This is a genomic window from Stenotrophomonas sp. CFBP8980 (assembly GCF_034046095.1).
In the GTDB taxonomy this organism is placed as follows: Bacteria; Pseudomonadota; Gammaproteobacteria; order Xanthomonadales; family Xanthomonadaceae; genus Stenotrophomonas; species Stenotrophomonas lacuserhaii.
In genome coordinates, this window is the sequence record NZ_JAXCXF010000007.1 from 147,884 (window position 1) to 160,647 (window position 12,764).

Sequence of the window (12,764 nt, forward strand, 5' to 3'; positions counted from 1 at the left end):
CTCACACGTAGACCAAGGGGCCTTACACGCAGCCTCGCACGCAGCCAGCTTCAGAACGCAACGCCGCCGCAGAAGCCCATCGCGCCGCCACCCGCGGCGACGTGATGCACACCGCCAGGTCGGTCACCGTGGTCACCGCCCGCTCCAGCAGCTGGATGTCGGCCTCATGCTGCCGTGCCACATGCGGATCTTCAAAGAACACGGCGCGCTGGCAGCGCCCCTCCAGCACCTGGTCGGCGATCTGCGCATCACCGCCCATCGGCCCACTCTGGTAGCGCGTCACCCACGGCGTATCTGCCGGCCAGCCGCGGCTCCATGCCAGTTCGTTCAAGCGCTGGCCGGTGGTACCGGTGCCTATCCGCGAAGCAAACCGCGACAGCACGGCGAAGTGCTCGTCGGCGAATGCCAGCATTGCCGGCTTCATCGCATCGTGCGCGATCAGCGCCAGGGTCTGCACTTCGAACCGGTGCAGGTCGTCCGCGGCCGCATCGGCGGGGAAGCCCGCGTGCAGGCGCTCCACCTCGACCCAGTCGCGCGCGCTGGCCACGGTGGAAATGAAAGGCTTGGCATGGATCACGCACTGGCGCTTGAGCGCGATCGCCTCCGGGAAAATCGATGACGGGTCGACCGGGTCGATCAGATAGATGGCGCCGTCCAGGCTGCGCTCCGCGCCCATGCCGACCACCTCGGCCACCAGTTTCATCAGCCCGCCGTCGCGGCCATACGGATACTGCCGGACCAGCGGATCGCCCCGCAACGGACCATGCTGCTGGATCGCATCGAAGGTGCGGCCCACCGCATGCAGCGAACACTGCAGGTCACGCAGACCCGCCTCACTGGCGCGCAGGAAGCGGAACAGGGCCGCCTCGCCATCATGGTGGTGCAGCCGGTTGGCGGCCAGTCCAAGTCGCATACGGAGATTCTCCAGAGGGCACTGCCGAAGTGTATGCGCTGGATCACGCCAGGCGTCGTCGTTTATGCAGCAATCCTGATGGTGCCCCGCGATGAGCCTGCTAGCGTCGGTGGATCCTGGATTGCGGAAAAGGACACCTTCGTGGCGCCGTGCGTTGTCACCGTCTGCCTCGCCCTGGGATCGTTCATGCTGCCGGCGCCGACGCGGGGGCCGCTCGTCGTTGCGGGCCTGTTACTGGCACTTGCCGGTATCGCCCTCGTGCAGGCGAACGGCTACTGGCGGCTGCGCGATGAAGTGCGCCGCAGCCGTGACGTGCAGCGACTGATCGACGAGGTATCCAGGAACCTGCCGGTGGTCGTGTTCCAGGCGCGCCGCGCGCGCGACGGACGGATCCACATCGAACTGTTGGCCGGGGACACGCCGCAGCTGTTCAGTGCATCGCCGCGCGAACTACAGGACGATCCTTCGCGCATCCTTGCCGCCATCCATGCCGCTGACCAGAAGCGGGTGCTGTCGGTGTTGCTGCGCGCGGTGCGTCGCATCTGCCCGTTAGCGCTGCGTTTCAGCGCCGAAGGCGTACGCGGGCCACGGCATGTCGCCATGCAGGCATGGCCCAGCCTGGAGGCATCCAGCGAGCAGTGCTGGACGGGTTACTGGATGGACGTGTCCGACGCCGACGCCCGTGCACAGGCGATCCTCCGCGCGCATGCGCAGGCCGCTGCGGATGCGGCCGAGCGCGCGCAGATGGTCTCCAGCCTGGGGACGGGGATCGGCGCACCGATGCACGTGCTGCTGCAACGCCTGGCACGGCTGCGGGGTGCACCGCTGGACGCGCACCAGCGTGCGGTGATGGCCACCCTGGACGACGCCGCGTCGATGCTGGCACGCATCCTGGACGACGTTGTCGCGTTGTCCGCAGGACGCGCCGACGGCATGGATCTGCAGGACGGGCCGGTCGACCTGCGTGCGCTGGTGCAGAGCGTGGAGGCCCTGCTGCGGCCGGTGGCACAGTCCAAGGGCCTGTACCTGCACCAGCGCGTCGGAGCACGGGTGGCCCCGCAGTTGCTGGCCGATGCCACCCGCCTGCGACAGGTGCTGTTCAACCTGGTCGGCAATGCGATCAAGTTCACCCGCCACGGCGGTGTATCGCTATCCCTGCAGGCGGTCGAAGACACCGCCTACGCGCAGCGGTTGCGGCTGGTCGTGGCCGATACCGGGGTGGGCATCGCGTTGGAGCGGCAGGAGGCGGTGTTCGAGCCGTTTGCCCAGGCCGAGCGCTCCACCGCGCGCCAGCATGGCGGGTCCGGGCTGGGACTGGGCATCTGCCGCCAGTTGGTCACCGTGATGGGCGGCACGCTGGCCCTGCGCAGTGTCCCCGGGGAGGGCACGGTGGTGGAAATCGAACTGGAACTGCAGCACGCCCCGGTGCCGCTCGCCGGTGATGCCGTGGCGGATAACCGGGCCGCTCCTGGCTGTGGGCCGGAGGCATCGCGACGCAGCGGATCATCGCCCCGCGTGCTGGTTGCCGAAGACCATCCGACCCAGCAGCTGTTGATGCAGTGGTGGCTGCGCGGCATGGGCCTGGAGGTGGAAGTGGCCGCCGATGGCCTGCAGGCGCTGGCGTCGTGGCGCCGCGACCCACCGCGGCTGCTGTTCACCGATGAGCAGATGCCCGGCCTCAACGGTGCCGAGCTGGTGCAGCACATCCGCCGCGAAGAACAGCAACGGGGCCGTGCGCCCGGGCCCATCATCGGCATGACTGCCGATATCGACGGTATGCGGGGGATGGCCCTGGACTACCTGCTCGCCAAGCCGATCAGCCGGCGCACGCTGCACGATGCGATCGCCAAGGTCGCGCCCGGGCTGCTGGCCGCTGGCGCTGCTCCCGCAGCATCCTGCATCGGGGTGGAACGCAGCGATGCGCCGACCTTGGCGTCGTTGGTGGCCCGCTTCGGTACGGAGGACGCCGCCCGCCAGCTGGTACAGACGCTGCGCGCCAGCCTGGAAGAGGACGTGGCGGCACTGGAGGACGCGTGGCACCGGGCAGACCAGCGCATGGCCTCGCAGCGGCTGCATCGCATGGCCGGCGGCGTGGGCAGCCTGGGGCTGGTCGCGCTGTCCGCCCATCTGCGCGAGCTGAACGAAGCGCAGGTGCCGCCATCCCGCGCCCAGCGCGACCAGTTGCGTGGCCGCCTGCAGCGCTGCATCGCGCACCTGCGCCAGCTGGAAAGCTAGCGCAGGTGTACGTGCAGGGTCACGCCAGCAGCAGGCGCACGATGCTGGCGGCGGCATCGCGTCCTTCGGCCACGGCAGTCACCACCAGGTCCGCACCGCGTACCGCATCACCGCCGGCAAACAGGCGCGGATGCGCGGTCTGGAATGGCAGGCGGTCCTTGCCACCGACCTGCAGGCGACCATTGCTGGCCGCCTCCACGCCATGCGCGGACAACCAGTCCGGCGCACTCGGCGAGAAGCCGAAGGCGATGATGACCACGTCGGCTTCCAACAGCGATTCGCTGCCTTCGATCGGCACCGCGGCCTGGCGGCCGTTGGCGTCGGGCTCGGCCAGCCGGGTTTCCACCACGGTCACGCCGATCGCCTCGTCGTCGGCACCGGCTTCGATCGACAGCGGCTGGCGGTTGAACAGGAAGCGCACGCCCTCTTCGCGGGCATTGGCTACCTCGCGCGCGGAGCCGGGCATGTTGGCTTCATCGCGGCGGTAGGCGCAGGTAACGCGCGCCGCACCCAGGCGGATGGCGCTGCGCACGCAGTCCATGCCGGTATCGCCGCCGCCCAGCACCACCACGCGCTTGCCGGTGAGGTCGGGCAGGCTGATCTGGTCTTCCCAGCCGGCGATCGGCCGGCCCTGCGGATTGTCGCCGCTGACGATGCGGGCATTCTGTACCAGGAACGGCAGCGCCGGCAGCACGCCTTTCAGGTCCTGCCCATGCAGCCCGCCGTCGGTATAGCGGTAGGCGCCGGTGCCCAGGAACACCGCATCGTGGCGCTGCAGCAGGTCATCCACGGTGACATCGCGGCCGATCTCCACGCCCAGCCGGAACTGTACGCCCATGCCTTCCAGCACCTCGCGGCGCTTGCGGATCACGTCCTTGTCCAGCTTGAAGCTGGGGATGCCGAACTGCAGCAGGCCGCCGATCTGCTCGTAGCGGTCATACACCACCGCGGTAATGCCGGCACGCGCCAGGCGGTCGGCGCAGGCCAGGCCAGCCGGTCCCGCACCCACCACCGCCACGGTGCGGCCAGTAGGCTCCACCGCGCTCAGGTCCGGGCGCCAGCCACGCGCAAGCGCGGTATCAACGATGTATTTCTCCACCGCGCCGATGGTCACCGCGCCGAATTCCTCCAGCGTGCAGCTGCCTTCGCACAGGCGGTCCTGCGGGCACACCCGGCCACACACTTCCGGCAGCGGGTTGGTGCTGTGGCACAGCGTGGCGGCTTCTTCGATGCGGTTTTCCTGCACCAGCTGCAGCCATTGCGGGATCGCGTTGTGCACCGGGCATTTCCAGCTGCAGTACGGGTTGCCGCAGTCCAGGCAGCGGCCAGCCTGGTACTGCGCCTCCTCCTTGCCGAACTTGCCGTACAGCTCGCCCCAGTCGCCGGAGGTGCGGAGTTCCACCGGGATGCGCTGTGGCATCGTGCGCGGCAGGTCGAGGAACTGGAAAGCGTGCTTGCGGCTCATGGCGGGCTCTGCCTTTCGGCTTGGAGGTGCTGCCGGCACCGGGCCGGCATTACCGATGGAAAGGGCGCGGTCATGCGGCGCGGCGCAGGGTTTCGGTCAGCGATTCAATGCTGGCGGCCTTGGGCTTCACCAGCCAGAACTTGCCGATGTAATCGCGGAACTCGTCCATGATCTGCTGGGCCCAGATGCTGCCGGTCAGCTCGCGGTGGCGGCCGATCAGGCGATGCAGGTGCTGGCGGTAATTCTCGAAGCCTTCGGCGGAAACGCGATGGATGTCGATCAGCTCGTGGTTGTAGCGGTCGACGAAATCACGGTCCACGTCCAGTACGTAGGCCAGCCCGCCGGTGAAGCCGGCGCCGAAGTTCAGGCCGACCTTGCCGAGCACCAGCACCACGCCGTCGGTCATGTATTCGCAGCAGTGGTCACCGGCACCTTCGATCACCGCCAGGGCGCCGGAGTTGCGCACCGCGAAGCGTTCGCCGGCGCGCCCGGCAGCGAACAGCTCGCCACCGGTGGCGCCGTACAGGCAGGTGTTGCCGATGATCGCGGTACTGCGGGCTTCGAAGCGCGCGCCGCGTGGCGGACGCACCACCAGCCGGCCACCGGCCATGCCCTTGCCCACGTAGTCGTTGGCTTCGCCTTCCACTTCCAGGTGCAGGCCACCGACGTTGAAGGCACCGAAACTCTGCCCGGCGGTGCCGCGGAAGCGCAGCTCCAGCGGTGATTCGGCCATGCCCTGGTTGCCATGCGCGCGCGCGATGGTGCCCGACAGGCGGGTGCCGATGCTGCGGTCGGTGTTGTGGATCAGGAAGCGATGGTCGCCGCCGCGCTTGTGCGCGATGGCATCGGCCAGCAGCCCGTCCATCTGCGTGGCCAGGCTGTCCGGCGATTCGTACAGGCGCTGGGCGGCGCAGTGGCTGCCTTCGTAGCTGGCATCGGCGAGCAGCCGCGACAGGTCCACGCGCACGCCTTCGCGCGGCGCGGCATCGATCTGCCGCAGCAGCTCGGTGCGGCCGACGATCTCCTGCAGCGAACGCACGCCAAGGTAGGACAGCCAGCCGCGCACTTCCTCGGCCAGCAGCCTGAAGAAGTTCTCCACGCGTTCGGGCTGGCCGGTGAAATAGGTCTCGCGCAGGCGCTCGTCCTGGGTGGCCACGCCGGTGGCGCAGTTGTTGAGGTGGCAGATGCGCAGGTACTTGCAGCCCAGCACGATCATCGGACCGGTGCCGAAGCCGAAGCTGTCCGCGCCGAGGATGGCCGCCTTGACCACGTCCAGGCCGGTCTTCAGGCCGCCATCGGTCTGCAGGATCGTGCGCGCGCGCAGATCGTTGCCGACCAGCGCCTGGTGCGCTTCGGCCACGCCCAGTTCCCACGGCACGCCGGCGTAGCGGATGGAACTCACCGGCGAGGCGCCGGTGCCGCCGTCGTGGCCGGAGATGGTGATCAGGTCGGCGCCGGCCTTGACCACGCCGGCGGCGATCGTGCCCACGCCGGCATGGCTGACCAGCTTCACCGACACCAGCGCGGTCGGGTTGACCTGCTTGAGGTCGTAGATCAGCTGGGCCAGGTCTTCGATGGAGTAGATGTCGTGGTGCGGCGGCGGCGAGATCAGGCCGATGCCCGGCTTGGCGTAACGCAGGCGGGCGATCAGTTCGTTGACCTTGTGCCCGGGCAGCTGGCCGCCCTCGCCGGGCTTGGCACCCTGAGCCACCTTGATCTGCAGCACCTCGGCGTTGACCAGGTATTCGGCGGTGACACCGAAGCGCCCCGACGCCACCTGCTTGATCTTGGAACGCTTCTCGGTGCCATAGCGGGCGGGGTCTTCGCCGCCTTCGCCGGAGTTGCTGCGGCCACCCAGGCGGTTCATTGCGATGGCCAGCGCTTCGTGCGCTTCCGGCGACAACGCGCCCAGGCTGATCGCTGCGGTATCAAAGCGCGGGAACAATTCGCTGGCCGGTGCCACTTCGTCCAGCGGCGTCGGCGTGGCAGCCGGCACCAGCTGCAGCAGGTCGCGCAGCGCGGACGGCGGACGTGCGTGCACGGCATCGCAGTACGCCTGCCAGTGCGCCGGATCGCCCGAGCGCGAGGCGCGCTGCAGGGTCATGACCACGTCCGGGTTGTACATGTGGTATTCGCCGCCGTGCACGTACTTCAGCAGCCCGCCGACGTCCGGCTGCACCTGGTCATCCCAGGCCTGCACGGTCAATTCGCGCGCTTCGGCATCCAGCCGCGCGAAGCTGACGCCGCCGACCCGCGACGGCGTTTCCGGGAAGCACAGCTCGACCACGTCCGGCTCCAGCCCGACGATCTCGAACAGCTGCGCGCCGCGGTAGCTGGCCACCGTACAGATGCCCATCTTGGAGATGATCTTGGACAGTCCCTTGTACACGCCCTTGCGGTAACGACGGCCGATCTGCGACTGCTCGCCACCCTTGCTGAGTTTGAGGATGCCGCGGCGGCCGAGGTCGAACAGGGTCTGGTAGGCCAGGTATGGATACACCGCGGTGGCGCCGAAACCCAGCAGGCAGGCCATGTGGTGCGGGTCGCGCGCGGTGCCGGTTTCCAGGATCAGGTTCACTTCGCAGCGCAGCCCGGCGTTGCACAGGTGGTGGTGCACCGCGCTGGTGGCCAGCAGGGCATGCACCATCGGCCGGTCGGCCACCGGATAGCGGTCGGACAGCAGCAGCATGACGATGCCATCGCGCGCGGCCTGTTCGGCCTCCGCGCAGATGCGCTCGATGCCGGCCCGCAGGCCTTCTTCTTCGCTGTAGGACAGGTCGATCAACCGGTTGGCGTCGGCGTACTGCTCCATCTTCAGCAGCTGGCGCAGCTTGCGCTGGCTCAGCACCGGCGAGTTGAGGATGACGTGGTTAACGGTCTCCGCGCCGGCATGGAAGATGTTGGTCTCCTTGCCGAGCTGGGTGGACAGGGACATCGCGCAGTCTTCGCGCAGTGGATCGATCGGCGGGTTGGTGACCTGCGCGAAGGCCTGGCGGAAGTAGTCGTACAGCGGACGGCTGCGCTGGCTCAGCACCGCCATCGGCGTGTCATCGCCCATCGAACCGGTGGCTTCCTGTTCGGTTTCCGCCAGCGGGCGCAGTACCTGCTCCACTTCCTCGGTGCTGAGCTGGTACAGCTTGTGGTAGCTGCGCAGGGTGCGGGCGTCGAAAGGTTCTTCCACCAGCGAGGGATCGATCAGTTCGGTCTGCAGGTAGGTCACGCCCTGCTGCAGCCACTGCTTGTACGGCGCACGGCCACGGTTGATGCGGTCCACCGCCTCCGAATCGAGCAGGTCGCCGCGCTTGAGGTCGATGGCGATCATCTCGCCCGGCCCCAGCTTGCCCTTGCGCACCACGCGTTCGGTGGGCACTTCCCACACGCCGGCTTCGGAGGCGACCAGGAAATGGCGGTCGGAGGTGAGCATCCAGCGCGCCGGACGCAGGCCGTTGCGGTCCAGCGTGCACACGGCATAGCGGTCGTCGCAGGCGACGATGCCGGCCGGGCCGTCCCACGGCTCGCTGTTGAGCCCGTGGAATTCGTAGAAAGCGGCGAGGTCGGGGTCCTTGAATTCCAGCGACTGGGTCGCCGGCGGAACCAGGATGCGCAGCGCCTGGATCAGCTCCATGCCGGCGCTGACCATCAGTTCCAGCATGTTGTCCAGGCTCTGCGAGTCCGAACCGTGCATGGAGATCACCGGATCGAATTCGCCGATGTCGAAGCGCGGAGTCTTCCACACCTTGCTGCGCGCCTGCGCCCAGCGACGGTTGCCTTCGATGGTGTTGATCTCACCATTGTGGGCGAGCATGCGGAACGGATGCGCCAGCGGCCAACGCGGCAGCGTATTGGTGGAGAAGCGCTGGTGGAACACGATCGCGCTGGAGGCCAAGTCGCTGCGCTGCAGGTCCAGGAAGAAGCGCGACAGCTTGTCCGGCAGCACCATGCCCTTGTAGCTGATCGCGTTCGGGCTGAGCGTGGTGACGTAGTAGTCGGCGTGCTCGCGCAGCGACTGCTCGCTGCGGCGACGGGCCAGGAACAGGGCAAGGGTGAAGGCGGCATTGTCCTGCGCTTGGCCGGCATCGACGAAGACCTGTTCGATGCGCGGCAGCGTATCGCGTGCCAGCTGGCCACAGACGCTGGGATCGGTCGGCACCACGCGCCAGCCGCGCGGCTGCGTGCCGGCCTTGGAAAGCTCCGCTTCCAGCGCGGCGCGGCACTGCGCGGCGGCGGTTTCATCGTGCGGCAGGAACACCACGCCGGCAGCGAAGCGCGCGCCGACGTTGATACCCGCTTCGGCGGCGATGGCTTTCAGGAACACCTGCGGGCGACGCAGCAGCAGGCCGCAGCCGTCGCCGGTCACGCCGTCGGCGGCGACGCCACCGCGGTGGGTCATCCGCGAAAGCGCGGCAATGGCGGTATCCACGAGCAGCCGGGACGGCTGGTCATCCAGCTGGGCGACCATGCCGAAACCACAGGCATCGCGCTCGTGTCGTGGGTCGTAAAGCCCGTGGCGGTTGCGGGGGGCCATCTTTGCCTCTTGGTCAGGTGAGCGGGGACTCCTGAGCCTGCCCACAGGACGCGCCGTGACCACCGGAATGAGGATGCCGTGCCGGGACGGCAGGGAAAAGCGAAGTGGCGTCCTGGCGTTGGTCGATGCGACCGTTCCCCCGGCAGGGGCCGATGCCCGTGCGGTGGCGTGCCTCCCCTGGCGCTCGCCAAGCGCTTTCGCGCTCATTCCAGGAGACAGGGCGCGCTACCTGGAGCGCGCGGGATGCCACCGGATGCTTCGACTAGACCATAGATGGTGCAATGCCGCAACACACGGTTGCACGCGCAACCAAGGCGCTGGCAAGTGCTTGCCAGCGCTGGGGAAATCAGCCGCAGCGAAGGCCGCTGACCACATCCTTCTCGTCCACTTCCACATTCAGGCGCTCACCCACGAACTCCATCGTGGTCATGTCGCCGGGGCGCAGCACGCGCAGCGATTTCGCACTGGCGTCCTGCTGGGCCTGGCTGCCGAGTGCATCGGTGAAGGGCTGGCCGACCAGGCTCTGCACCTGGGTGGCATCGCAGTTGCCGATCGGCGGGGCTTCGGTCGCCTTGCCGGCTTCGTCGGCGGGGGCGGTGGCCTTTTCAGCGGCCTGCTGGGCCTGCGCGGTGACCGCATCCTGTTCGTCCATCGGCGGTGCAGAGCAGGCGGCCAGGAACAGGGTGGCGGGGAGCAGGAGCAGGAAGGGGCGCGTCAGGCGCGGCAACTGCAGGAACGGCATGCGGACTCCAGGAACGTTCAAGGTGACGAAAGCGTGAGCATAGCGGCTGTTGGCCGCCCACGTGTTTGTGTTGCGTTATTGACGCGGCGTGCTCGGCGCGATCGCCACACTGCGTGCATGAGCCCACCCGCCGCAACCCCTGAAAAAGCCGCCGCCCGCGCTGCCGGACTGCGTTACGTGGACGACAGCCAGCCGGGCTACCAGCGGCGTCGGGCAGGAAAGGGATTCAGCTACCGTGACCCGGCCGGGCACGTCGTGCGCGACGCCGAGGTGCTGGCCCGCATCCGTTCGCTGGCCGTGCCCCCGGCCTATACCGACGTGTGGATCTGCCCCTGGCCCAACGGCCATCTGCAGGCGACCGGGCGCGACGCACGGGGTCGCAAGCAGTATCGCTACCACCCTGACTGGGCGCGGGTGCGCGGGGAGGGCAAGTTCGACCGCATCATCGCCTTCGGCGAGGCGCTGCCGAAGCTGCGCCGGCACCTGCGCAACGACCTGAAGCGTCCGGGATTCCCGCGTGAAAAGGTCCTTGCGATCGTGGTCGCGCTTCTGGCCGAAACGCTGGTGCGGGTGGGCAATGAAACCTATGCGCGCGAAAACAAATCCTTCGGCCTGACCACGCTGCGCAACCGCCACTTGGCGCTGGTTGCGGGCGGCCGGGTGCAGATGCGCTTCCGCGGCAAGTCCGGCCAGCACCACGAAGTGGAGATCGGCGACAGACAGTTGGCCAAGCAGGTGCGAAGCATCCAGCAGCTGCCCGGGCAGGCGCTGTTCCAGTACCGCGATGACGATGGCACGCTGCAGCCGGTGGATTCCGGTGAGGTCAATGACTATCTGCGTGGGGTGATGGGCGAGGAGTTCACCGCCAAGGACTTCCGCACCTGGGGCGGCACCGTGGAAGCGCTGCGGGCGTTCGCTGCCACCGAGTTGCCCGAGCCCGCCAGCAAGACCGCGCTGGCGGCGGCGCAGCGCGAGGTGGTGTGCAAGGTGGCCGACCTGCTCGGCAATACGCCGGCGGTGTGCCGCAAGGCCTACATCGATCCCAGCGTGTTCGACGGCTGGGAGCGGGGTGAACTGGTCGCGCTGGCCGGCCTGCGGGGGCCGCGCCAATGGGAACAGGCGACCCTGCGCTACCTGCGCAGGGCGCGCCGGGTGGCGGCAAAGGTCAGCCGCAGTAAATTGCGGTGATGTTGTTGGTGCGGCCGGTTTCAATCGTCAGCCGCTCGCCGCCTTCATGCGCGGCACCGGCGGCCGGATCGGCGCTGCCGCTGGCGGTGGGGCCACTGCGCTCGCGGCTGCCGCGCAGCACCTGCACCTGCAGGCTGTCACTGTCCACGCGGGCGCGTTCCACGGTCGCCGCCGAGGCCGCCAGGCCGACCGCGCCCTGCACCTTGTCCAGGTGGCACTGGCCTGAAATCACCCCGTCGATCGGCTGCACCTGAGCCACCGGTGTGCTGCTGCAGGCTGCCAGGGAAACGGCCATCGCGGCCACGCTGAGATAACGGATCATCGTTGCAGCTCCAATCAGGTTCGAGGCGCCCAGACTGACGCCTGCGGCGTGGTGCCGGGATGAACGCGTGCACATGCCGGGCACGTTGCATTCACTGCCGCGCCAACGCGCGATGTGGAGACTGGTTGCACGCTCTGGACACACCGCGCTGTCCTGGACAATCCGCTTCAAGAGGAGATCTCATGGCTACCGCCAAGACCGTCCCGGCAAAGAAAGTCCCCGCCCGCCAGAAAGCCACCCCGAAGGTCCGCAAGGGCACCCGCGCCGCCGCGGCCGCGCCGGCCGATGCAGAAGGCACCGCGCGCAAGCGCGTGGTCAAGACCGCCACCCGCAAGACCGCCGCCACCGATGAACGGGGTGCGCGGGTGGCCGCACGGCAGCGCCGCCTGCAGGATCAGGAAAAGGCCAAGGACGCACGCGCCAGCAAGAAGGCCGCGAAGAAAAAGGTGAGCCAGGCAGGCACCCGCAAGCAACCTGAAAAGATGCCGGCGCAGTCGATCGCCAAGCCCGGCAACGAGCACGCACTTGACCTGTCGCCCCGCTTTCTCGCCCCCGATTACGTGGGCAGCGGGAAGCTGAAAGGCCTGCGTGCGATCATCACCGGCGGCGACTCCGGCATCGGCCGCGCGGTCGCGGTGCTGTATGCGCGCGAAGGCGCCGATGTGGCCGTGCTGCACCTGGACGAGCACGAAGATGCCGATGTCACCCGCCAGCACGTGGAGCGCGAAGGCGGACGCTGCATCGTCATCGCCGGCGACGTGCGCGATCCGAAGTTCTGCAACCGTGCGGTGAAGCAGGTGGCCAAGGCTTTCGGCGGTATCGACATACTGGTCAACAATGCGGCCTTCCAGTTGCACTGTCATCGCTTGGAAGACCTCGATGACGCCCATCTGCAGGAGACCCTGCAGACCAACATCGGCGGCTACATCCAGATGGCGCGCGCGGTGCTGCCGCACCTCGGCGAGGGCGGCAGCATCGTCAATTCAGGCTCGGAAACCGGCCTGTTCGGCAGCAAGTCGCTGATCGACTACTCGGCCACCAAGGGCGCCATCCATGCCTTCACCAAGGCACTGGCCAGCCAGCTGCTGCCGCGCGGCATCCGGGTCAACTGCGTGGCGCCGGGCCCGGTGTGGACGCCGTTGAACCCGGCCGACAAGGCTGCGCCGGATGTCGGTGAGTTCGGCCAGGACAGCGACATGGGCCGTGCAGCGCAGCCGGAAGAACTGTCGCCTGCCTACGTGTTCCTGGCCGCGCCCAGCTGTTCCAGCTACATCAGTGGCGCGATCCTGCCGGTGATGGGCGGCCCGCGCGGCTGATTAAAAAGACCTTGGGGTAGCACCTACGGGGTCAGCGTCCTTTTCCGCGAGGCGGAAA

At 68.3% G+C, this 12,764-nt stretch carries 8 protein-coding genes; 3 read left to right on the plus strand and 5 right to left on the minus strand.

Translation table 11 applies throughout. The features are described from left to right. Nucleotides 1–22 precede the first annotated feature (22 nt). Complete coding sequence (locus tag SOM47_RS14620) at nucleotides 23–913, minus strand: methylglyoxal synthase (RefSeq protein ID WP_320505992.1); 891 nt, start codon at nucleotides 911–913, stop codon at nucleotides 23–25. Nucleotides 914–1,054: 141 nt separating this feature from the next. On the opposite strand from SOM47_RS14620, the gene SOM47_RS14625 reads away from it, so the two are divergent. Further along, nucleotides 1,055–3,148 (plus strand): hybrid sensor histidine kinase/response regulator, encoded by a 2,094-nt coding sequence (locus tag SOM47_RS14625; RefSeq protein WP_320505993.1) that lies wholly within the window; start codon nucleotides 1,055–1,057, stop codon nucleotides 3,146–3,148. 19 nt (nucleotides 3,149–3,167) lie between these two features. On the opposite strand, the gene SOM47_RS14630 is transcribed toward SOM47_RS14625, so the two are convergent. The 3 genes from SOM47_RS14630 to SOM47_RS14640 all read right to left on the minus strand — a co-directional run bounded on the left by SOM47_RS14630 (nucleotide 3,168) and on the right by SOM47_RS14640 (nucleotide 9,880). After that, the gene (locus tag SOM47_RS14630; protein ID WP_320505994.1) at nucleotides 3,168–4,613 is read right to left on the minus strand and encodes a glutamate synthase small subunit GltD family protein; all 1,446 of its coding nucleotides are present in this window, start codon (nucleotides 4,611–4,613) and stop codon (nucleotides 3,168–3,170) included. Between the two features lie 70 nt (nucleotides 4,614–4,683). After that, complete coding sequence (gene gltB, locus SOM47_RS14635) at nucleotides 4,684–9,138, minus strand: glutamate synthase large subunit (RefSeq protein WP_320505995.1); 4,455 nt, start codon at nucleotides 9,136–9,138, stop codon at nucleotides 4,684–4,686. A gap of 346 nt (nucleotides 9,139–9,484) precedes the next feature. Further along, nucleotides 9,485–9,880: an I78 family peptidase inhibitor gene (locus SOM47_RS14640; protein ID WP_042612075.1), complete on the minus strand. Its 396-nt coding sequence runs from the start codon at nucleotides 9,878–9,880 to the stop codon at nucleotides 9,485–9,487. Between the two features lie 117 nt (nucleotides 9,881–9,997). Between SOM47_RS14640 and SOM47_RS14645 the strand changes: the two genes are divergently transcribed. Next, on the plus strand, nucleotides 9,998–11,068 hold the full coding sequence (locus tag SOM47_RS14645) for a DNA topoisomerase IB (protein ID WP_320505996.1): 1,071 nt from the start codon (nucleotides 9,998–10,000) through the stop codon (nucleotides 11,066–11,068). On the opposite strand, the gene SOM47_RS14650 is transcribed toward SOM47_RS14645, so the two are convergent. Continuing rightward, entirely contained in the window at nucleotides 11,046–11,390 is a 345-nt protein-coding gene (locus SOM47_RS14650) for a hypothetical protein (RefSeq protein ID WP_320505997.1), read from the minus strand. The two genes, SOM47_RS14645 and SOM47_RS14650, sit on opposite strands and share 23 nt — an antisense overlap. 182 nt (nucleotides 11,391–11,572) lie before the next feature. Between SOM47_RS14650 and SOM47_RS14655 the strand changes: the two genes are divergently transcribed. Continuing rightward, nucleotides 11,573–12,706, plus strand: coding sequence for an SDR family oxidoreductase (locus SOM47_RS14655; RefSeq protein WP_320505998.1), 1,134 nt, complete (start codon nucleotides 11,573–11,575; stop codon nucleotides 12,704–12,706). The last annotated feature ends 58 nt before the right edge of the window (nucleotides 12,707–12,764 follow it).